This is a genomic window from Geovibrio thiophilus (assembly GCF_004087915.1).
GTDB classification, from domain to species: Bacteria; Chrysiogenota; Deferribacteres; order Deferribacterales; family Geovibrionaceae; genus Geovibrio; species Geovibrio thiophilus.
Genome location: NZ_CP035108.1, coordinates 1 through 21,495, shown reverse-complemented (window position 1 = coordinate 21,495; position 21,495 = coordinate 1). Strand labels below are relative to the sequence as shown.

Here is a 21,495-nt window from a genome sequence, read left to right as displayed (position 1 = left end):
AAAAGTTGCCTTGCGTGAAACTGTCCGATAATCAGCCAGTCAATTATAGGGAAAACGGACAATTAAAAGAACTCTTTTTTTGCGAATGTGCTATAAACAGGTATGAATACAGCTAAAGGAGGCATTTTATGATGCTCAGAGAACACACAGAGATTGCGTCGGCCTGAGGAGGGCGCAGAGAATAAACATCTCCTCGTACCCTCCGGATGACAGATTAAATATTTCGGAGGATAAAATGAGCGGCATCGGCTTAAAAAAATACGGACTCAATGAAAGACTGACCGAAGAAGCGGCTGAATATGAAGGAATGTTCATAGCCAGAGTTTCCGGTCAGCATCATAATTTATATAAGGTTATCACCGAAAAAGGCGAGATTCAGGCGGTCGTGACAGGCAGATTCCGCCATGAGGCGGAAGACGGAGCAGATTTTCCCGCTGTGGGCGACTGGGTCATGACTGACAGGACGGAGGGCGGCAAGGGGGATGCTGTAATACACGGCATTCTGCCCCGAAGAAGCCTTTTCGTCAGGCAGGCTGCCGGAACTGCCGGAGGCGTGCAGGTAATCGCCGCTAATGTTGACACTGTCTTCATCTGCATGGCGCTGAATGCGGATTTCAATCTGCGGAGGCTTGAGCGGTATCTGGCTGCCGCATGGGAGAGCAGGGCAAAGCCCGTTGTTGTTCTCACCAAGGCGGATCTGTGCGCGGATCTGGTTGAAAAACTGGAGGAAACAGAATCCGTCAGCGGCGGAGCGGAGATTGTCATCTGCTCATCCGTGGAGGAAAACGGCTGGCAGACAGTGAGGAAGTACATAGCGGAAGGGGAGACAGTAGCCTTCATCGGTTCCTCCGGTGTGGGGAAGTCCACACTGATCAACAGGCTTGCCGGTCGTGATGTTCTTGCGGTGAACGAAACCCGTGCCGGAGACGATAAGGGCAGGCATACCACAACCAGCCGCCAGATGATTCTTCTGCCGGACGGCGGGACGGTGATAGATACCCCGGGAATGAGAGAACTGCACCTTTACGCCGCAGATCTGGGAAAAACTTTTGAGGATATTGAGCAGCTTGCCGCAAACTGCCGATTCCGTGACTGCACCCATACAAAAGAACCCGGGTGCGCGGTCAGGACTGCTGCTGAAAAAGGCGAACTGTCCGAAGACCGCCTCGCCGGATATTTCAAACTCCGCAGGGAAATGACTTACGACGGGCTGAACTCCCGTCAGGCAGAGCAGGAGAAGATAAAGCGGATGTTCGGCAGCAAGGGTGAGATGAAACAGCTCAAAAAGTATGTGAAAAACAAGAGAAAATAGACTTCAGCAGGGTGCGTCTCAGAAGGGCGCACCCCTTTTTATTTTAGTGCAATTATATATTCAGCTTGTGTTGACAGTCCCGCTTAAGAGAGTTAGAATTGTGCATATTTGTTAGTCTATGGTAATATTAAAAAGCTCAAGTCCTGCTTCCTGTCAGTACGATTCTGTCCGATTGATAGTTTTCAATTGCTTTTAATGAGACGAGACGGAGTTTCTGAACTGAGAGAATATTCTGTATGTATAAGCAGGCGGAACATTATAAGATATTCTTCAATTTCACTTTTGTTAAATTGCCTTAAAACTGGGGGTTAGAAAATGAATAAGGCAGACTATCTGATCTTTAAAATATTAAAACTGATTGTTTACTCAACAATCGCTTTGCATATTGGCGTGTTATTATTTGGCGACAGTTTTCAGCGGCTGTATTATTTGCTGGCGTTTGTTACTGTCATGTTTTTTTATACATTTATCGCTTTAAAAAAATCAAAAAAACATCCTGCTCCGCCAAAGGGAGGGGAAATTAAAGATAAAGACTGGGGATTGCTCCGATTGTCAGATACTCCTTTTGGGAAAATCGATAAGGCTTTTTATGAGTATTATCTTGAGTCCAATAAAATTGTCTTTTTTCTGTGTGTCTTTTTAATAGGGTTTATCTACTACATAGGCATTCTGCTTGTTATTGAAACGGCGGGCTTGTCAGCTTTCCTTCTGAGGTTTCTTTGATAAAGATGGATATGAAAATAATCAGTATACTTGTTATTGTCTGCGGAGCCCTCGGTTTTGCCTCCGGTAATTATACGGCTAAGCTGATGCGGCATGAAGAACCTCCGCAGACAATCCTGACCGCTGTCGTTGAAGAGAAGCAGGTTCTTCCGGCTCCTGCGGCTGAAAAACCGCTGGAAAGGGCTGTCTGTCTGCCGTCTTTCATGGAAAAGAGCGCTAAGAAATTCGGTTTTGAGAACCTCTCGGGCTCAAACTGGCAGGAATTTGCCTATGCGGTCAGAAAAAAGCACGTGAACGAACTGGAAAAAGAGCTTGGGATAACATATCTGCATCTGCTTGCCGCCACAGGCAGACTTCAGGACGCCGCCGAATATCTTGAAAGATACCCCGCAGAAGTGAATTCCGTGGATCGCTGGGGGAACTCTCCGCTGCACTATGCTGTTATGAACGGTGAGCTTGAGGCGGTGAAGCTTCTCTATGACATGGGTGCGGATATTAAAAGAGAGAACAGCTTTCTGAATGGTGATGTCCTGTGGTTTGCGCTTCTTTCGGAGGAAGAGCAAAGTCATGAAATTACTGATTTGCTCCTCGAAAAGGGGTGCTCCTTTGCTGACAGCAATAAATATATTCTCGGCGTACTTTCCGACAGAGAAAAGCAGGCAAAATATCTTACTGAGATTCTGAAAAACACCGATCCGTTCGTGCCCGCTGATCCGTCAGGTTCTTTCCCCGTAATTAATGCTATCCTGAGGGATGACACAACAGGCGATGCAGTAAACTATTGTCTTGAGAAGGGAATAGATCTGGATATTCGGAATCATATGTTTCTTCCCCTTCAGGCGGCTATGTCAAATTCTGCTGTAACAATGAATCAGGTTGAAAGAATGATTGAGCTTGGAGCTGATGTGAACGGTAAAATGCTTTCGACAGGGCAGACACCGCTTATGTACGCGGTCAAGGGCAGACGTTTTGATATGGCTGAGCTGCTGCTCCGGAAAGGCGCAGGGCTTGATGTGCTGGATAACCGTAATCAGGATGTTTATGAATATCTTGTTGATAAGGGCATGTACCATTATCCGCCGGATGACAGGGAGCGGATGCGCACCCTTCTGGACAAATACAGGAACAGAAAATGAATATGAAGAAGAATATTATTGCTTCCGCAGCGGTGTTCATTTTTTGTTTCGTGACCGGTTATTGGTTGTCAGCGAAATCCTCTCCGCAGTCCTCTCTTCAGGCTGTGCAGCCTGTTCCCTTATTCACCGAACCTGTTGCGTTTACCGAGAACGGGGTAATCTGTGAGATTCCCCCCTCTACCGCATCCGTTCTGGCTGAAATGGGGGTGGAGCCCGCAGGGCTGGATAAAGTCAAATGGGAGATGTTTCTCCATGATCTCGGAGCGGACGCAGTGGCGGATATTGACAGGGCTTTGGATGGAAATACTCTGCATATGCTGATAAGAACAGGGCAGGCGAAAAATATAAGAGCTTACCTGAATGCGGCTTATCCGGATATTGACGCCGCGGACAGCAGAGGGTTCACCCCAGCAGCTTATGCGGCTCTCTATAATGATTCTGAAATTCTTAAAATCCTTGAAGAGAGCGGGGCGGATGTACACAGAAAATTTGCCCTTGAGGACGGACGGACAGTTGACCTGCTTAATCTGGCACTGAGAAATCCTGACAATTCTTTGGTAAAGTTTATGTCTTTTATAGGAAATGATCCTGCCGAATATTTGCTGGAACAGGGGTTCAGTTTTGAAAACGGCGAAGAGTACCTGCTTGATTCATTGCAGAGCTGGCGTTATCCCAAAGAAATTCTTAAAACAACAAACCTCAATGCCGTAGCGCACACGGGCAATCCGCTTTTCTCAGAAGCGCTTAAAGCGGGTGCGGATAAGGATGTCATAAGGCATTTTCTTGAAAACGGAGTGAAGATCACAGCCAAGGCTGACCTGCCTGTGCTCAATGCTGCGGCGGGGAACAGAGGTATAAGAGCGGCGGACATTGAAAAGATTATATCTATGGGCGGTAATGTCAACGGGCGCACGGCTGGCACAAGGGAGACGCCGCTTATGGCTGCCGTGAAAAACGGGCGGGAGGATCTCGCAGAGGCTCTTCTGGCAAAGGGCGCCGATCCGATGCTTAAGGATGCTGAAGGGGAAACCGCCTTTGATTATATGTCAGGCAACGCCGACAAGACTGAAAGGCTGAAAAAACTTATGAATGCGTACCGAAAATAAGGGTCAATCCGTAATTCCGGCAACCCGCTTGTTGTAGGCTATTATAAGATCACCCCTGCGGAGAAGTCCCGTAAATCTCAGTCCGTCCGGCGTATCCTGCACAACGGGGAGCGCTTCCAAGTCCTTTTTGCCGAGCTTTTCCATGGCTTCTGTCAGTGTGTTTTCCGGCTCAAGGTAGATTATGTTCTTCCTCGTGCAGATGTCCCCCGCCACGACTAAATCCTCAAGTCCCTGCTCAAAAAGAACTTCCTTAATATCCACAAGGGAGATCATTCCGATAAGGCAGTTTTTATCATCAAGAACGGGAAAGTGCATATGCGGGGCGGACTGTATTCCGCTGAGTATATCCCTGAAAGGGGTGTTCTCCCTGAATGACGTGACTCCCGTGAAGAGAACATCCTTCACGCGAATAGATTCCAGAATCTTTTCTTCCACTCCTTTCTTTATGCGCACGCCCTGTTTTGTGAGCACCCATGTAAAGATCGATTCCTTCTCAAGCTTCTCAGCGGCGAGATTGGCTATAATAGCGGTCATCATCAGCGGCAGTATTACCGTGTATGACTGAGTAATTTCAAAGATGATAAGTATCGCCGTCATGGGCGCGCGCAGAGTGGCGGAGAGCATGGCGCTCATTGCCACAAGGGCGTATGCGCCGCTGCCTGCGGTGCTTGCGGGGAAAACCATGTGAGCCGCCCAGCCGAAGAAGCCGCCCGTAACAGCGCCAATGAACAGGGAGGGAACAAAAAGTCCGCCGCTTCCGCCCGAGCCTAGTGTGAATGAAGTGGCTATTATTTTAAGCGCTACTATGACAATGAGAAACGCACCAAGCTGGTTGCCGTGGAGGACATTCACTATTGTGTCGTACCCCACTCCCATAACCTCCGGAGAGGCGAGGGCGATGCAGCCCATCATGAGCCCGCCTATTGCCGGTTTTATCCATGAGGGAATGCTCAGCCCCTCAAATTTTCCTTCGATAAAGTAGAAGGTGCGTATGAAAACAACGCCAACCACGGCGCAGACGAGACCTAGAATTCCGTAGAGCGGCAGCTCGAATATGCTGACCAGCTCGTATATAGGCGCATCAAAGGTTACTTCGTGACCCAGATACGCCCTTGATATGGCTGTCGCTATAACTGATGAGATTATTATCGGGCTGAATGTCTTGAGTCCGAACTCGCCGAGAAGAACCTCAGCCGCGAACATAGCTCCGCCGATGGGAGCGTTGAAGGTCGCAGCCAGACCGCCCGCCGCTCCGCACGCCGCCACTGTGCGCATTCTGTTGGATGAAAAACGGAAGAGCTTGCCCACGCCGGAGCCTATGGCGGCGCCTATCTGAACTATCGGTCCCTCACGTCCCGCCGAGCCGCCGGAACCGAGAGTTATAGCGGAGGAAACCGATTTTATGAGAGCAACCAAGGGCGATATGTTTCGGTTCAGTGCCATGGCACGCATAACGTCCGGCACACCGTGCCCTTTTGCGAATTTGAATGATATTGAGATAATCCCCACCATCAGACCGCCGACTGCGGGTATGAGGATTATTTTCCATACGGGAGTGTTTCTGAAAGTTTCAAGGGCGAATTCGGATGCGTCACCGTAGAAAATCCCCTGAAAGAAGCTGATCATATGACGGAATATGATATTGCCGCCGCCGGCGAGTAGACCTATAACCACGGCGGTCAGAAGCATGTAGAGATCTTCGTGTCCGTCTAGGTACTTTCTCAGGCTGAATTTTGAAAGGCTTGCTTTCAGTTTTACAGTATCCATCTTCCCTGTCTATGAAGGTTGACGTTTTAGATCATTTCGGTTCAAAATGAAACAGTTAAATTGAAATATTGTTAATCAGAGTCGGCTTCCTGCTCGGTTTCTTCGTCAGCAGAAAATTTTATTACTTCTATGCCAATGACTTTGGCGTTAAATTCCTTTTCAAGTTTTTTTACCAGTTCGTTGTCTTCCGCTTCCTTTCTCGTCTTGCGGTCGTGATAGGTTTCCGCTTCCTTTCTTGTCTCAGTCAGAGTTTTTTTTTTCGGCTCGTTTTCCAGAGCCAGTTTTACCTTAGTCACGCCGGGGAAGAACCTGCCTGCGGTTTCGGACAGATATTTGAGATGCTCCGGTCGGTTCAGCATCTGGAAGTAGAACTTCTTGTCCTCCGTGGTGCCTATTCGGAGCTCATCCCCTGCCACACCGGAGAGAAATACGTTCTCAAGATAGCCCGCCACTTTGCCGTTTTCCTTGGCTGCGTGGCGCACCATGCTTTTCCAAGGGTCGTCACCGGACGGGGTTTCGCTCTGCTGATGCGGCTGGTGAGGTTCCTTCGGTGCAGGCTGCTGTTTCGGCGGTTCTGTTCTCTGCCTCGCCGGAGTTTGTGTCTGAACAGCTCCAGTTCCTGAAACAGGTATTACGGATGAAAGAGACGCAGCCTTGTATGCGGCAAACTCAAACACATACTGCTCAAAGCTGAAAAATTTAAGGTCGTTAAGGAGCTTCTGGAAAACCTGAAACAGGGCGAAAAGCCTGTGCTCGGTGACTTTGGCGGACAGGCTGCGGTAAAGCTGTTCTTCGTGGCTGGTGAGCTCCTTGGTATTCCTGCCGCCTGTGGCTATGAAAAAGAGGAGGTTGCGGGTATGTTCAATGAGGGATTCCGCGGCGAAGCGGAGGCTTATCCCTTTTGCGCATATCTCCTCAACTATCGCGGGTATTTCAGCGGTATTTTCCTCAAGGATAATTTTCAGAAGATCTTCGATAAGATTAGTGTCGGAAAAGCCCAGCAGAAAAGCGGTGTTTGTCTCGTCCACCTTTCCGCCGGTGAAGGCGATTATCTGGTCAAGCATGGAGAGCGAATCACGCATACATCCGTCCGAGTTGCGGATGATCAGGCTAAGGGCGTCGTCCTCATATTCTATCTGCTCTTTGCAGAGCACATCGGTGAGGGAATCGTGCATCTGCTCAAAGGGAATCTTGCGGAAATCGTATTTCTGGCAGCGGGAAATAATTGTGGCGGGTATCCTCTGAGCGTCAGTGGTGGCGAGAATAAACGCCACATGTGAAGGAGGCTCCTCAAGGGTCTTGAGCAGTGCATTGAACGCCTGCTCCGTAAGCATGTGAACCTCATCTATGATGTAGACCTTTCTCCTGCATTTAACGGGGAAGAAGCGGACAGCTTCTCTCAGGTCTCGTATTTCGTCTATGCCCCTGTTGGATGCGCCATCTATCTCTATCACGTCCATAGAGGTTCCGTCTGTTATCTCACGGCAATTTTCGCATTTATTGCAGGGGTTTACCCCCTGAGGGTCAAGGCAGTTGAGCGCCTTTGCGAAGATCCTCGCCGTGCTGGTTTTGCCCACGCCCCGGGGACCGGTGAAGAGATAGGCATGGACGAGTCTGTCCAGCTCAATGGCGTTTTTCAAGGTAGTGACCACAAATTCCTGTGCCACTATCTCATCAAAATTCTGGGGTCTGAGTTTTCGGGCTAAAGCAAGATAAGACATACATAATTTTTAGATTAGCGGGGCTGTATAGTCAATGCAAAGTTTAGGGAGCGGGTCGGGAGGCGCTGTTAACGGAGCTTCTGAGGTTTGAGACTCTTCACTCCGTTCAGAGTGACATGCGGTTATGATGAATGGAGCTCGCGCCGCATTGAATGCGGCTTCGCTTCGCACGGCGCAGTTCCGTCCGTGGAACTGTGATGGCTACAGTTCGACGGTGACTTTTGTACCGTCACCGATATTCGCTATATCTGACTGATAAGATAAATCCGTACATCCTGTCGGATTTATCTGCACGCTCGCGCCGCATTGAATGCGGCTTCGCTTCGCACGGCGCAGTTCCATCCGTGGAACTGTGATGGCTACAGCTCGACGGTGACTTTTGTGCCGTCACCGATATTCGCTATATCTGACTGATAAGATAAATCCGTACATCCTGTCGGATTTATCTGCACGCTCGCGCCGCATTGAATGCGGCTTCGCTTCGCACGGCGCAGTTCCATCCGTGGAACTGTGATGGCTACAGCTCGACGGTGACTTTTGTACCGTCACCGATATTCGCTATATCTGACTGATAAGATAAATCCGTACATCCTGTCGGATTTATCTGCACGCTCGCGCCGCATTGAATGCGGCTTCGCTTCGCACGGCGCAGTTCCATCCGTGGAACTGTGATGGCTACAGCTCGACGGTGACTTTTGTACCGTCACCGATATTCGCTATATCTGACTGATAAGGTAAATCCGTACATCCTGTCGGATTTATCTGCACGCTCGCGCCGCATTGAATGCGGCTTCGCTTCGCACGGCGCAGTTCCATCCGTGGAACTGTGATGGCTACAGTTCGACGGTGACTTTTGTACCGTCACCGATATTCGCTATATCGATCTTGCCGCCCATATTGTTTTCGATGATGGTTTTGGACATGTAGAGACCGATGCCCGTGCCTCTGCCCTGCTCCTTCGTAGTGAAGTAGGGGTCGAACACGCTGTCTATTACATTGGCGGGGATGCCGCCGCCGTTATCGGTTATGATTATGCGTCCCTTGCCTTCCGGAGTTTTTTCTATGGAGATTTTTATCAGCCTGCCGGCGGGTCTGTTATCTATGAGAGCGTCCTTGGAGTTGCTGAGAATATTCAGGATAACCTGAGAGAACTCATTGGGGTATCCGTGTGCCGTGACATCATGCTTGCAGTCGATTTCTATATCAATGCTGGAGTTTTTCAGGCTTGCGCTGATAATTTTCATAGCTTCGTCTATCGCGCGTTTCAGACTGAACTCCATTATGTCTTTATTGGTTTTATAAAAATTGCGGAAATCGTCAATGGTGACGGACATATGCAGAATAAGCTCCATGGATTTTTCCACGGTGTCCCTTATGTAATCATCATTGATTTCATTGTGGCGGTACGAATCCTCTATGTCCTGAATTGTAAGAGCGAGGGCGTTCAGTGGCTGGCGCCACTGGTGAGCAATGTTTGAGATCATCTCTCCCATTGCGGCAAGGCGGCTCTGGCGGATCATCATCTGGTCTTTTTTGGTATTCTTGGTGTATTCCTCCTTCAGCTTGCGCTGAAGCTCGTTTATCTCGCTTTTCAGGTGCTCGGTACGCTTTTCCACAAGCTCTGCGGTGCACCTGCCCGATTCCTCAGAGACCCTTCTCAAAGAATTGACGGTTGCCTCACAGGCGTCCAGAAAGCATTCCGTGTACTCTGTTCCGCTTTTTCCTTTGAGTGCTTCTGTAAATGCGGGCTCAAGCACTTTTTCCGTTTCCAGCATCCGTTCCCCGCATTTTTCATAGGGAGATCTGTATCTGCGCACTATGAAGACAGCAAAGGGCACGGCAAGCAGAAATACAGCCAGAGACGCTGCGGCGTAACTTTTAAGGCTTGGCGATATTAAGGCGGACACTTTTCCGCCGGGCAGATAAGCGGCGGCAGTGAGCTCATTACCGTCAAAGTTGAATTTACTGTAAGAAATTATGTATTCTTCGGGAGAAAAGGCGTGGGTCTCTCCACCGCTCAGGCGGGCGGATGCGGTGAGCATGTTTTTCTCGGAAGGACTCATGTCCCCCGCTATCATTTCTCCGTCTTTCCCTATGAGAACCGCAGTCTTCATCCCTTCGGGAACCGCTGCCGCCGCCGCGTCCTTAAGCATGCCCAGTGAAATTCTGATCCTCACGGCTCCGTCTGTGTTATCTGTTTCGGGGTTTATCAGCGGAGCGGATATTTCGATATAGGGCGAACCGTCCGAGGCGTCCGTTCTGATTTGTCCGGTGTGTGTGCTTTTTGTTTCAAGCGGAGCGGAGATCGATTTCTCAGCGGAATAATCGGCGCCTATGGGGGGTGTTTCCGCGCGTCCCGCGGTGAACCATGAAAAACCTTCGGAATCCGCCGCCACAATTTCGGTTATTTCAGGCTTTGTCTGTATAAAGGATGAAAGAACCGCAGCGCGTGACTGCTCGCTCTGCCCTGCAATGCTCTCAATTATAAACAGGGATTCAGAGCGTATGTCTTTCAGGGTAAGAGAGATTCTGTCCGCTGCCATGTCTGCGGCGGAGGCTGTCTCAGCAGCAAGCCTTTTTCCGGCATAGCCGGAAAGCACCGCATGGACACAGAATATGTTTGCGGCATACAGAATGACAAGCGCGGCGCAGATGCCCGTTACGGTTTTAGCAGAACAATTCATCGCAACCTTTTTATAGAGCGGAATTTCAGAAATTTGCAGCAAATTTATAATTCTTAATAAAATTTACCTATTAGAGCGCAATTGCGTCAGATAAATAATTAGGAGAATTATATACTCAAATTTTTCGATATTCCATACCAATTTGTTTATAAAACCGACTGCTGTTTCCTGCGGATATTAAATCCAGCCTGAAATGCTGACGTCCTGATTCGCTTCCGTCAGTCATCCATATTTTCAAAACAGCGTATTCAATCGTTGCCTTAGGGGTGTGTTTATAGTATATGTTAATGAACGGCAAGATGTTTAAAGGGTAAGACCTTTGGTAAACACTGCTTAAAGCACGTGCGGATTTAAGAGAGAATTAATAGACGCTTTGGGTATGATTTGTGCATTTGTTCTTTTCAAACGGCTGTTTTAGCAGTATGTCATATCGCTGTTTTATTATTGTTTTTACTGCGGGGTCGGACGGATGAGATTTCAGAAGATCAAACCTAAAAGAGTTAGCGATGAAATTTACAGACAGCTTAAAGAGCTTGTTCTGATCGGAGAACTGAAGCCGGGTGAAAAACTCCCTTCGGAAAGAGAGCTTGCGGTGCAGATGGGCGTCAGCCGTCCGACACTGCGGGAAGCGCTGCAAAAGCTTGAGGCGCACGGTTTCCTGAAGCAGATTCAGGGTGACGGAACCTATGTACAGTCTGCCGCTTCCCCTGTGCTTTCTCAGGCATTCACCGAAATGCTCAATAAGGATGATGCCATGGGGGATCTCATGGAACTCCGGAAAATCCTTGAGACATGGGCGGCAAAAGCCGCCGCTACGCGTGCCACGGAAGAGGAGATAGAGCAGCTTGAGGAGTTCCTCAACGAGATGGAGGATTCGGAAAGAGACTATGAGAGCGATGCCAGCTTCCATGCGCTTATTTCCTATGCCTCGCACAATGTTCTGATAGTTCATGTGATGAACACTATTTACGAGTGGATTACCAAAGTGACCTATGAGGTTCGCAGACACATAAGACCCGCCGGCGGCACAAAAGAGGTGGACACCCTCCACCGGAAGATTTTTGAAGCCATAAAAAGCCGCAATCCTGAAAAAGCTTATGAATATATGCTGGAGCACATGGAATATGTGGAGAAGCAGCTTGAGGGAATGAATATAAAGGTTCCGCACTCCTGAATTTACGGAAATGTTTCCATAATACGGCTATTATGCTAGTCTTCTTTTTCAGGGTTTAAACGGTGGTGAATATTGAAGGGTGTGTTAAAGTATCTGCTGCTCTGTCTGCTTGTTTTCTTCAGCTTTTTTTACGGAACAGCCTCAAATCCTCTTTTTGACACATCGGAAGGCACCTTTGCCCAAGGCTCGGCGGCGATGGCACAGGGCGGCGACATGCTCACCCCGTATCTGGACGGCAGACCCGATTTCGATAACCCGCCTCTCATCTACTGGCTTCAGGCAGCTTCCGTAAAGCTTCTGGGAGCGGAAGAGCTGGCGTTTCGCCTCCCCTCCCTTCTGGCTGCGTGCGCTTGGATTCTTCTCATATTATTTTTTGTCAGAAATACCAGAAACGAGGAGATGGCGTTTAACTCCGCTTTTATCGCCTCCTCATCCGTCATAGTCTCTGTCTTTTCCAAGCTGGCGGTTGCGGATGTCCTGCTCAACCTCTTTCTGGCTGGCTCGATGTTCTCTGCTTACAAGTATTTTGAAACCGGAAGGAAAAAGTACGTATACCTTGCTTTTGCCGCCGCAGGTCTGGGCGCAATGACAAAAGGACCCGTTGCCGCCCTTGTTCCTTTTGCGGTGAGCGGACTGTTTTTCCTCTCCGCCGGACGCATGAAGGAGTGGCTGAGGGCTGCTTTCTCCCCTTTGGGGATCGGAATCATGCTTATTATCGCCCTGCCGTGGTATGTCGTTGAATATATGGAGTACGGGGATGTTTTTGTCAGCGGTTTCCTTGCGAAGAATAATCCGGGCAGATTCGGCGGAGCGGCGCAGGGGGGCGGTTTCGCATACTATATTCCGCTTCTGCTGGCAGGGCTCCTTCCCGGAACATCCCTTCTTTTCAGCGTGCTCAAGCGTCTGCGTCCGCTGTGGAACGATTTCTTCTCAAGATATATGATGATCTGGTTCTTTTTTGTCTTCATCTTTTTTGCTCTCAGCGGAACGAAGCTTCCGCACCTTATACTCAGCGGCATGACCCCGCTCTTCATACTCTGCGCTTATGTATTCAATAATCACAGAAAAAAGATTCTGTTTGCCCTGCCGATATTTGCTTATTTTATTTTTCTGCTCTCTCTGCCCTTTATTATTCCGTCTGTTGCGGCGAAGACAGGCAGCCTGACGGCGGCGGAGATGCTGCTTGAGACAGGGCGCAGGCTGGATATGACTTACACCGTTCCGGTTGGTGCGATGCTTGCGGTGGCTGTTGTGATGAGTCTCATAAGGACGCTCAGCTACAGGACATTCATCGCTGTACTGGCGTTTTTTACCGTAATCTCGCTGAATGTGCTTTATATTCCTCTGGTGGCGGATATTAAGCAGGCTCCGGTCAGGGAGGCAGCGCTTTACACTGCGGGAAAAAATATAAAGGTCAATGTATGGACTCAGCGTGTGCCGTCATTTAATGTTTATTACGGGAAAAATGCCGATAAAAATCTGCCCGCTGACGGCGGGTTTGTATTTGTTGACAGTGATAAAACAGGAAAAATCAACAGACCCTATGTTACAATAAAAGAGTGGGCGGGTTATCGTTTGATACAGGTTGCGGAGGAAAAATGAAGCTTTCTGTTGTGGTTCCTCTTTATAACGAAGAGGAAAGCATAAAGCCGTTTTTTGAGAAGATCAGAAGCGCTTTAAAGTACATAGATTATGAAATTATTCTTGTTGATGACGGCTCAAGGGATAAGACTGTCGAAATGGTCGAAAAATACGCCGACGAGCGCGCGAAGCTTATACGCTTCAAGCGTAATTTCGGTCAGACCCCCGCACTCGCGGCAGGGATCGACTATGCCAAAGGGGAGTACATCGTCACCATAGACGGAGATTTGCAGAACGATCCCGATGACATACCCGCTATGATAGAAAAGCTTGAGAATGAGGGGCTTGATGTTGTAGCCGGAAGAAGGCTGAAAAGGCAGGACGGCTTTATACTCCGGAAGCTTCCCAGCACCATAGCCAACAAGCTGATATGTCTTCTCACCGGAGTTTATATCCATGATTACGGCTGTACCCTGAAGCTTTTCAAGCAGGATATAGCAAAAAATCTCGGGCTTTACGGAGAGATGCACAGGTTTATTCCTGTTCTCGCCGTTCTTCAGGGAGCAAGGATTGACGAGATGGGTGTCCGCCATCATCCGAGGATGTACGGTCAGTCAAAATACGGCATAGCCAGAACCACAAAGGTTATAAGCGACCTGATGCTTGTTCTCTTCCTGAAGAAATATTCGCAGCGCCCCATGCACCTTTTCGGGACACTGGGCTTTTTCGGTCTGTTTTTCGGAATGCTGATCAATCTTTATATGGTGGTGCTTAAGCTGTTCGGGCAGAACATATGGGGCAGACCGCTTCTGCTTCTCGGTGTTGTGCTCACTCTGGGCGGGATACAGCTGATCTCCTCCGGTTTTATTGCCGAGCAGGTGCTGCGCACTTATTTTGAGAGTCAGGATAAAAAACCATATATAATTAAAGATATTAAGGATTTTGTAGCGCTTCGCCCGTCAGATGTTCCCTGATCTCGGCGCTTCTGGTGACAGCGTGCCTCTTGAGGTCGGCAGTCGGCGCTGATGCGGCAGTCTTTTCATAGAGTATGACAGCCTCCGCATAATTCCCCTCCATATCGGCAGTTCTCGCACGGGAGAATGTTATGAAGGGGTTGTCCGAATCGAGCCTGTACGCCTCCTTGTAATGCAGCAGAGCTTGTTCTTTTTTGCCTGCGGTCTCATAAGCCAGACCTGCGGCGTTCATCAGTCTGCCGTTTCCGCTTATTCCCAGTGACTCAAAAAATGTCAGCGCTTCGCTGCTTCTGCCGTTTTTTACTGCTGTTTCAAGCACATCCGCAAGGGTTCCCCCATTCGTGAAAAGAGGGTTTTCAGCGGCAAGCTCAGCGGCTTTCTCCGCTTCTCCGCAGAGGAGCAGGGAGACGAGATAATGGGAGAGGATGTTTTTATCCTTTTTATAAGCGAACGCCTCAGCCAGATATTCCGATGCTTTCACGCAGTTTCCGCCGTTTAATGCCTTTATGCCGGCGGAGGCTTCCCTGTGCGCCCTTGAAGCTCTGTCCTCAGTGAACGGAGGCTCCGGAGTCATCCGGGGCGCTGCCTTTGCCGCAGGCTGAGCAGTCTTTTTCTGAACAGGCTTTTCCGCCTCATTCTTCAGCCTTATGTACAGGTCGTCCGGCAGGACTTCTGCGCTTTTCGCTTTTGGAGCGGGTTCTGCGTCCGCATCAGCAAAATGAAATTCCCGTACAGGTTCGGCGGGCGCTTCTGAGACGGCGGGTTCGGGAGAAAAATATCTTCCCGTGAAAAAACCTATGCACAAAGCTGTCAGGACGGCGGCTGTGAGCTTTCTCAAATGCGTATCACCGATGTTTTTATGAAAATCACAAGCTCCTTCTTTACCTTGCGCTTGTGTACCGACTTAAACAGATTCCCCACCAGAGGCATATCGCCGAGAAACGGAACCTTCTGCTCGGTGTTCTCCTCGTAATTATCTATCATTCCGCCGAGAACGACCGTCTCTCCGTTGCGGACATTGAGCACTGTTCCCGCTTCCTTGAGGTTCAGTACAGGGAAGCTGGCGACTATCTCCCCTTCCTCCCCGAGCTGCACCTTGTCCTTCTCCGCCATGGTGGAAACGGGGATTATGTTGAGAGTAATGGTTCCGTCATCGTGGATGTACGGGGTTACGCCGAGCATTATGCCGTCCAGAATGGTAATCCTGTTGTAGCTCACCACCCGGCGGAGGTCTTCGCCGTCCTCAACGTTTTTTTCCCAGTAGGGGATCAGGCTTCCGGAGGATATTATGGCGCTCTGTCCGTTGACCACTCTTATGCGGGGATTGCCGAGGGTTTCGATCTTTCCCTGCTGAGAGAGGAGATTAAGCAGTCCGTTTGCGCCGCCTGAGGCATAGGAGATAGCCGCGACAGGAGTAAGCCCGATGTTCTCAAGGGCAGCGGCGCTTGATGTGGCGAAGTTCTGTCTGTAGCGGAGCTGGTCATTGAAGAAGAAGTTGTCCCAGTTTATGCCGTATGAATTTATGTCGTTAAGAGTTATTTCCACCATTTTGGCTTCTATGAGCACCTGCTTTGAGGTCTCTTTCAGGATGGAATCCATGTATCTGTCGATAAGCTGAATTTTGCCACGTCCCGCCTGCACTGTGAGGATTCCTGTGAACATATTAAGGCTGAACCCTTCTCCGGCGGGAGAAAATTCGGCAGTTTTAGTGTCTCCGCCGTTGTCTGTGTTTCTGCCGGTGAAGATTATGCTGCGGACACCTTCGGCTACCTGCCTGTAGAGGTCGTTTCTTTCTCCCGGATTTGTGAACTCAAGGTTGTATGAGCCCGCCATTGTGCCTGCGCTTTCCGCCGCTCCGCCTATTATGTCGCCGCCGAGACGGGATGAGTAGCCTGTTACCGTGTGGACATAGGGAATTTTGTATGTTTTTGTCATCAGCGGTCTGACACGAAGGATGTTGCCTTCTGTTTCGTAGTATATTCCGGCTGTTTCGGTGATTATGTTCAGCGCTTCCCGCGCTGGAAGGCGGTTGAGATTGAGGGTTACGGGTCTGTTAATATCTATTTCCGGACTGATCACAAGATTCATGCCCGATTCAGACGCCGCCATATAGAGGATTGAGGAGAGGGGAGCCTCCACAGCGCTGACTGTTATATAGCGCCCCTCAAGGGGGTCGGGTTTCTTGAGCTCAGCGCCGAAAACCGGAGGCGGCGGCGGAGGCAGATTTGGCTCTTTCTGCTCCGTCTTGGCGGGCTCAGGTGCCGCCGTCTGAGGTTCGGGTCTTTTAGCCGAGCAGGCGAAAAGAAAAAGCATAGTGAGCACAACTGTCAGAAGTTTACGGCAATCCATCTGTCCCCCCATTTGCCCTTAAGAAGAATCCTGCGTGTTTCAATGCGTGCTATATGTTCATCTGCGGAAATCTTATCGCCACGATGGTATATTTTACCGTTAATTACTGCGAATGTCCTGTCTTCTCCTCTGAGGATGGAGCTTATTCTGTATTTAGGCGGAGCGTCCGGATCCTCTTTCTTCTCCGCCGCTCCTTCTGCGGAGGCTGCGCTCTCCTGCGCCGCGAGTTTTTCATATATTTCGGAATTGTCGAACTGGGCAAGCAGCCCCTCATCATCCAGCGGGCGAAGGGTGAAGCGCTCTGTCTTTCCGGGCAGAGCGGCGCTGCTCAGGCGAAAAGCCTGATCGCTGTACGCTCGCAGCGCATTGTCCGCAGATGAGGGAAGATGCGATATGCGCTTTTCCGCCGGCATAACCAGATACTCCCCACCGAGGGCGACTCCGTAGACGGCTCCGGCGGCTATCACAAGCGGAATCAGGACCATGAGAATTTCCTTGAACCCTGTTTTCATTCTCCGCCTCCGTAAAAGGGTTGGATTATTTCCGCAGTTACGTTGATGTACTTCTCCCTGTCGGTGCTGATGAAGGCGGTGCTCTCTATTATGAAGACCGGAGCGGCGGAGTTTTCCATATATTCAAGGAGTGTGGCGAGCTCACCCGGTGTCTTCGGTGTGAAACGGAAGGAGACCCTGCTGCGGAAGGCGCTGCCTGTCTTCTGCATGGGGCTGATCACTTTAGCGTCGTATTTTTTGAGAAAGGTATCCAGAGCGTCAAGGAACCATTTGCGGGCGTCACTCTCGGAGAAAATGAAAAGATCTGCATTCTCCGCCGTCTTGTTCAGTACGGCGATTTTTTCTTCCGTTTCTGCGGCGTTCAGCACCGCCGCGCGGGTGCTTATGTCTGCCAGAGCCCTGTCTGCTGAGGTGTTGAGCCTGAATGCGGTCAGCCCTATGCCCGCCGTGACCGCGCAGGCGGCTGTGAGGAGAAGAAAGAGCCCGTAGCTTGAGAGTATCTTCATTCCGCTGCTCCCCGCGGGGTGATGCTGAGCTTCACGTTTGCCGTGAGCTCGTCATAGCTGAACCTGCTTTCATTCTTAACATTATATTTCAGTGACCGGAGACGTTCGGCTTCCGCCTTGATCTCATCTTCAAAATCCGTAAGGGAATTGAGCGTGCCGAACTCCTTGGATGACGCAACAACGAGGGGCTCGGAGCGGCTTATAATCACTCTGTCGAACCCTATGTGCATGATCAGAGGCTCCACGGCTTTCAGATGTCTTATGGGGTTCCTGTTTCTGTCGGCTAGGAGCTCCAGATAGGAGAGCAGATATTCGGCAGAAGGGGAGGAGGCAAGTATCTCCGCTGTTTTCTCCCTGTCTGCCCGTAAGGCTGATGCGGATTCCGTAAGCTTCTCTGTTTTGGTTTTGTACGAAGAAAAAAAGTGAAGATTCACAGCCGTCAGCGCCACAAGAAGCACAAGGAGGGCGCAGTTGCAGGAGAGCATGGTTTTGGTGAAGGCTTTCTTTTTCCTGTATTTTTCCGGTGTAAAGTCGAATCTGCTTCCGTTCAGCACAGCACCGAAGGGGATTATAATTTTATGAAAGTCTTCAAAGCTGCATTCACTGAGCAATCCGTCCGGTGCGGCGCATACTGTCTGTATTGTCTGTGTTCCCCGTACCGCATCCGCTGTGTGTCCGTCGGTGGCGAACATGCCGGAAAGCAGTATCAGCTCAGGTTGTATGCCTTTATTTTTTGACATATGAGTGAGAGTCAGCCCCAGCTCATCTGCAAGCGCTGTTCCTTCTGTGCAGAGTGCCGTTCTGGCGTAGAGTATGCTTTCTCCGGCGGAAACGGCTATGATTATCTTGCCTGTGTCCGCGTATGCGTGGGCTACTGTTCTGTCGGGGTACAGAGTCATGCTTATTCCGCAGAGCGCTGCGGGGGAGAGGGTGAAAATATCCGCCGATGCACGCTGTTCATAGTCCAGCCCGCTCTCCTGTTCATATGTCCTCTCGGGCATTATGTATACATGGCATTCCTTTTCGCCTGCGCCTTCGGGGAGGGAACATTTCCCGGGGACTACCATGCTTTTTTCACCGTTCTTCAGTGATTTCGATCTGAGAAACAGCCTCAGGGAATTGCCTTTCAGAGCTGCGGGAGCGTAAACGGATTCCGCCGAGAAATCAGGGCAGCCGCAGGATATTACAAGAGATGCGCTGCCCTTTACGGAGATCAGATCATCCGCCTTGGCGGAAAAAATGCCCGCAAGGGAGAACATCCCCTTTTTCTTTTCAAAAAGGGCTGAGCGGGATGCTGTGTCTGTCCTGTTTCCTTCAAACTCTGCGGCTAAAAATTTCATAAATAAAAATACAACAACACAGAGAGGAAGACAAACAGGAAAAAACAGAGGGGGCATGATTTTATTGTTTAGCCGCCCCGATGCTGATATGATTGGTATGGTCACAGGGAGCGTGCAGTCATATGAACAGAAAAGGTTTTACTCTGGTGGAGATGGCGGTTGTTCTGGTTATTATCGGAATAATCCTCGGCATGGTTGTAAAGGGCAGGGAGCTTGTTCAGGGGGCGAAGACCAAGAGCTTCATTGTTGACGTGAAAAATCTTGAAAATATGCAGTATACATTTTACGACCGCTTCGGCAGATTCGCCGGAGACTGCGACCGTGACGGGCTGGTTGATGAAAAGGGGTTGGCTCTGGCACTCAGCGATTTAGACGGCACACCTTCCGGCTTGTGCGCGGAAGGCACAGCGCAGGATGATCCGGATACCGCCTACAGCGAGCTTAAGGCGGTGGGGATGCTGTCTGATGAGGGCAACTCAGCCCTTGCCACGATGAAGGGCGGCTTCGGCTTCGCATATTTCGCTCAGGATGCGGACGGCAAAAACGTGATAACGCTGAGGAATGTCCCCTGCTACGCGGCAATCAGCCTTGATACGGCAATTGATAAAACAATGGACGGAACCAAGGGCAGGATCAAGGCGGGAGTCTCCGGCAATTCCGCATGGACTGCGGGAGGCATGTGCGAAAGTAACCTCACTGACGGAACTGTGGACACTGTTCTTTACTACTACGACAGATAACACAGTTCCGCGGACGGAACTGCGCCGTGCGGAGCGAAGCCGTGTTTACCACGGCGCGAGCGTGTATGTCAAATTCCCATGGATGTACTGTTTGATGTTATCAGGTGAGAGATTGCTTCACCCTTTCAGGGTTCGCAATGACGCAAACAGTTCCGCGGACGGAACTGCGCCGTGCGGAGCGAAGCCGTGTTTACCACGGCGCGAGCGTGTATGTCAAATTCCCATGGATGTACTGTTTGATGTTATCAGGTGAGAGATTGCTTCACCCTTTCAGGGTTCGCAATGACGCAAACAGTTCCGCGGACGGAACTGCGCCGTGCGGAGCGAAGCCGTGTTTACCACGGCGCGAGCGTGTATGTCAAATTCCCATGGATGTACTGTTTGATGTTATCAGGTGAGAGATTGCTTCACCCTTTCAGGGTTCGCAATGACGCAAACAGTTCCGCGGACGGAACTGCGCCGTGCGAAGCGAAGCCGTGTTTACCACGGCGCGAGCGTGTATGTCAAATTCCCATGGATGGAGAATTTGACATTATGAATAGAGACTCTTTTCCAAAGTCGCGATGATCTCCTGAATTTCTTTATCATCCCTGCATTTCTTCTCAATGGACTGGACGGAGTGCAGAACCGTGGAGTGATCTCTTCCGCCGAAAAGCTCACCGACTTCCTGCAATGATATATTCAGCTTGCTTCTCAGTATATACATGGCAACCTGTCTGGGCAGAGATATGCTTTTGGTGCGCTTTTTTGACTTAAGGTCGCTCATTTTCACGTTGAAATAGCCTGTTACAGCATCGATAATGTTTTCTTCAGTAACCATTTTATCCTTGCGGACAAGGAATTTATCAAGAGACTTCCGGGCAAGGGCGATGCTCAGAGGCTCGTTATGGAAGGATGCGTATGCGCTGAGACGGACAAGAGCGCCTATCAGCTCCCTGATATTCTCAGTTTTTATGTTTTCCGCAAGGAATATGCCAAGCTCATCCGAAAGTTTCAGGTTCATAATATCAGCACGCTTCATTATAATCGCCGCCTTCTCCTCCGTTGATGGAGCCTGAATGTCCGCTATGAGCCCCCATGCGAAACGGCTGCGCATCCTTTCCTCAAGTTCGGGGATCTCGCTGGGAGTCTTGTCGCTGGTGAGAATAATCTGCTTCTGCGATTCGTACAGTGTATTGAAGGTGTAGAAAAACTCCTCCGTGCTCCTCTGTTTTCCGGCGAGGAACTGCACATCGTCAAAAAGCAGCATGTCTATGTTCCGGTATTTGCTTCTGAATTCATCCATTTTTTTGGTTTTCAGTGACTGGATCATCTCATTTGTAAAGGTTTCTGATGTGATGTACAGAACCTTGAGTTTTGGGAACCTCTCCATGATCCTGTTTCCCGCCGCCTGCATGAGGTGAGTTTTCCCCAGCCCCACACCGCCGTAAATGAAAAGCGGGTTGTATTTCTGGAAATGTCCCTCCGAAACGGCAAGGCACGCGGCGTGGGAAAACTGGTTCGAGCTTCCCACAACGAAGTTTTCAAAGATGTAGTCCCTGTTGAGATTGGAAGAGGCGGGAATTTTATAGTCCGCCACAGCGGCGGATGGGGAGGCAATCTGCGAAACCGCCTGAGCCTTGGGCGCATCCCCTGTGATAATGAGCACATCCGCGTCTATGGAAAGCCCTTCATTGAATATTTTCTTCAATGTATCAAGGTATTTTTCCTCAACCCAGTTTTTATAAAATTTATTCGGAGCCTGAAGGGTGATAAGGTCTCCCCTTACCTCAACCATCTGCAATGGCTTTATCCATGTGGACACCACATCATCGGAGCAGTGTTTTTTCGCTTCTTTAAGTACTTCTTCCCAGATTTTTACGTCTTCCAT

The 21,495-nt window shown here is 49.8% G+C and carries 17 protein-coding genes; 8 read left to right on the top strand and 9 right to left on the bottom strand.

The window, feature by feature from the left end:
• Positions 1-235: 235 nt before the first annotated feature.
• The 4 genes from rsgA (at position 236) to EP073_RS00070 (ending at position 4,277) form a co-directional block, all read left to right on the top strand.
• Positions 236-1,312, top strand: coding sequence for a ribosome small subunit-dependent GTPase A (gene rsgA / locus EP073_RS00085; RefSeq protein ID WP_128465144.1), 1,077 nt, complete (start codon positions 236-238; stop codon positions 1,310-1,312).
• A 315-nt stretch (positions 1,313-1,627) separates the two neighbouring features.
• Complete coding sequence (locus tag EP073_RS00080; RefSeq protein ID WP_128465143.1) at positions 1,628-2,035, top strand: hypothetical protein; 408 nt, start codon at positions 1,628-1,630, stop codon at positions 2,033-2,035.
• Between the two features lie 5 nt (positions 2,036-2,040).
• Positions 2,041-3,171 (top strand): ankyrin repeat domain-containing protein, encoded by a 1,131-nt coding sequence (locus tag EP073_RS00075; protein ID WP_241654087.1) that lies wholly within the window; start codon positions 2,041-2,043, stop codon positions 3,169-3,171.
• A gap of 65 nt (positions 3,172-3,236) precedes the next feature.
• Positions 3,237-4,277 (top strand): ankyrin repeat domain-containing protein, encoded by a 1,041-nt coding sequence (locus tag EP073_RS00070; protein ID WP_164885224.1) that lies wholly within the window; start codon positions 3,237-3,239, stop codon positions 4,275-4,277.
• Positions 4,278-4,280: 3 nt separating this feature from the next.
• Here EP073_RS00070 and EP073_RS00065 read toward each other — a convergent pair whose 3' ends face one another.
• From EP073_RS00065 to EP073_RS00055, 3 genes are all read right to left on the bottom strand, one after another.
• Entirely contained in the window at positions 4,281-6,044 is a 1,764-nt protein-coding gene (locus EP073_RS00065; protein WP_128465140.1) for a chloride channel protein, read from the bottom strand.
• Between the two features lie 71 nt (positions 6,045-6,115).
• Positions 6,116-7,765, bottom strand: coding sequence for a DNA polymerase III subunit gamma/tau (gene dnaX, locus EP073_RS00060; protein WP_128465139.1), 1,650 nt, complete (start codon positions 7,763-7,765; stop codon positions 6,116-6,118).
• A gap of 833 nt (positions 7,766-8,598) precedes the next feature.
• Positions 8,599-10,449 carry a sensor histidine kinase gene (locus tag EP073_RS00055; RefSeq protein ID WP_128465138.1) on the bottom strand — a complete coding sequence of 617 codons (1,851 nt, stop codon included), beginning with the start codon at positions 10,447-10,449 and terminating at the stop codon, positions 8,599-8,601.
• 469 nt (positions 10,450-10,918) lie between these two features.
• On the opposite strand from EP073_RS00055, the gene EP073_RS00050 reads away from it, so the two are divergent.
• The 3 genes from EP073_RS00050 (at position 10,919) to EP073_RS00040 (ending at position 14,178) form a co-directional block, all read left to right on the top strand.
• The gene (locus EP073_RS00050; RefSeq protein ID WP_128465137.1) at positions 10,919-11,623 is read left to right on the top strand and encodes a FadR/GntR family transcriptional regulator; all 705 of its coding nucleotides are present in this window, start codon (positions 10,919-10,921) and stop codon (positions 11,621-11,623) included.
• A gap of 81 nt (positions 11,624-11,704) precedes the next feature.
• On the top strand, positions 11,705-13,225 hold the full coding sequence (locus tag EP073_RS00045) for an ArnT family glycosyltransferase (RefSeq protein ID WP_241654086.1): 1,521 nt from the start codon (positions 11,705-11,707) through the stop codon (positions 13,223-13,225).
• A complete protein-coding gene (locus tag EP073_RS00040) occupies positions 13,222-14,178 on the top strand; it encodes a glycosyltransferase family 2 protein (RefSeq protein ID WP_128465135.1) in 957 nt (318 codons plus the stop codon). Before EP073_RS00045 ends, EP073_RS00040 begins: the two co-directional genes overlap by 4 nt.
• On the opposite strand, the gene EP073_RS00035 is transcribed toward EP073_RS00040, so the two are convergent.
• Genes EP073_RS00035 through EP073_RS00015 form a run of 5 tightly spaced genes read right to left on the bottom strand, consistent with a single transcriptional unit; the run spans position 14,138 to position 18,885 of the window.
• Entirely contained in the window at positions 14,138-15,016 is an 879-nt protein-coding gene (locus tag EP073_RS00035) for a tetratricopeptide repeat protein (protein ID WP_128465134.1), read from the bottom strand. The two genes, EP073_RS00040 and EP073_RS00035, sit on opposite strands and share 41 nt — an antisense overlap.
• Positions 15,013-16,527 (bottom strand): secretin and TonB N-terminal domain-containing protein, encoded by a 1,515-nt coding sequence (locus tag EP073_RS00030; protein WP_164885223.1) that lies wholly within the window; start codon positions 16,525-16,527, stop codon positions 15,013-15,015. Before EP073_RS00030 ends, EP073_RS00035 begins: the two co-directional genes overlap by 4 nt.
• Entirely contained in the window at positions 16,506-17,039 is a 534-nt protein-coding gene (locus EP073_RS00025) for a hypothetical protein (RefSeq protein WP_128465132.1), read from the bottom strand. Before EP073_RS00025 ends, EP073_RS00030 begins: the two co-directional genes overlap by 22 nt.
• Positions 17,036-17,545 (bottom strand): hypothetical protein, encoded by a 510-nt coding sequence (locus EP073_RS00020; RefSeq protein WP_128465131.1) that lies wholly within the window; start codon positions 17,543-17,545, stop codon positions 17,036-17,038. Before EP073_RS00020 ends, EP073_RS00025 begins: the two co-directional genes overlap by 4 nt.
• Positions 17,542-18,885 (bottom strand): hypothetical protein, encoded by a 1,344-nt coding sequence (locus EP073_RS00015; RefSeq protein ID WP_128465130.1) that lies wholly within the window; start codon positions 18,883-18,885, stop codon positions 17,542-17,544. The genes EP073_RS00020 and EP073_RS00015 overlap by 4 nt, the downstream gene beginning before the upstream one ends.
• A 122-nt stretch (positions 18,886-19,007) precedes the next feature.
• Here EP073_RS00015 and EP073_RS00010 point away from each other — a divergent pair, with 122 nt between their 5' ends.
• Positions 19,008-19,625, top strand: coding sequence for a type II secretion system protein (locus EP073_RS00010; RefSeq protein ID WP_128465129.1), 618 nt, complete (start codon positions 19,008-19,010; stop codon positions 19,623-19,625).
• A 532-nt stretch (positions 19,626-20,157) separates the two neighbouring features.
• Here the strand turns inward: EP073_RS00010 and dnaA are convergent.
• Positions 20,158-21,495 (bottom strand): chromosomal replication initiator protein DnaA, encoded by a 1,338-nt coding sequence (dnaA, locus tag EP073_RS00005; protein WP_128465128.1) that lies wholly within the window; start codon positions 21,493-21,495, stop codon positions 20,158-20,160.

Coding starts and splice junctions, on each gene's coding strand:
- rsgA (WP_128465144.1), top strand. CDS start 236: ATGAGCGGCATCGGCTTAAAAAAATACGGACTCAATGAAAGACTGACC.
- EP073_RS00080 (WP_128465143.1), top strand. CDS start 1,628: ATGAATAAGGCAGACTATCTGATCTTTAAAATATTAAAACTGATTGTT.
- EP073_RS00075 (WP_241654087.1), top strand. CDS start 2,041: ATGGATATGAAAATAATCAGTATACTTGTTATTGTCTGCGGAGCCCTC.
- EP073_RS00065 (WP_128465140.1), bottom strand. CDS start 6,044: ATGGATACTGTAAAACTGAAAGCAAGCCTTTCAAAATTCAGCCTGAGA.
- dnaX (WP_128465139.1), bottom strand. CDS start 7,765: ATGTCTTATCTTGCTTTAGCCCGAAAACTCAGACCCCAGAATTTTGAT.
- EP073_RS00055 (WP_128465138.1), bottom strand. CDS start 10,449: ATGAATTGTTCTGCTAAAACCGTAACGGGCATCTGCGCCGCGCTTGTC.
- EP073_RS00050 (WP_128465137.1), top strand. CDS start 10,919: ATGAGATTTCAGAAGATCAAACCTAAAAGAGTTAGCGATGAAATTTAC.
- EP073_RS00040 (WP_128465135.1), top strand. CDS start 13,222: ATGAAGCTTTCTGTTGTGGTTCCTCTTTATAACGAAGAGGAAAGCATA.
- EP073_RS00030 (WP_164885223.1), bottom strand. CDS start 16,527: ATGGATTGCCGTAAACTTCTGACAGTTGTGCTCACTATGCTTTTTCTT.
- EP073_RS00025 (WP_128465132.1), bottom strand. CDS start 17,039: ATGAAAACAGGGTTCAAGGAAATTCTCATGGTCCTGATTCCGCTTGTG.
- EP073_RS00020 (WP_128465131.1), bottom strand. CDS start 17,545: ATGAAGATACTCTCAAGCTACGGGCTCTTTCTTCTCCTCACAGCCGCC.
- EP073_RS00015 (WP_128465130.1), bottom strand. CDS start 18,885: ATGAAATTTTTAGCCGCAGAGTTTGAAGGAAACAGGACAGACACAGCA.
- EP073_RS00010 (WP_128465129.1), top strand. CDS start 19,008: ATGAACAGAAAAGGTTTTACTCTGGTGGAGATGGCGGTTGTTCTGGTT.
- dnaA (WP_128465128.1), bottom strand. CDS start 21,495: ATGGAAGACGTAAAAATCTGGGAAGAAGTACTTAAAGAAGCGAAAAAA.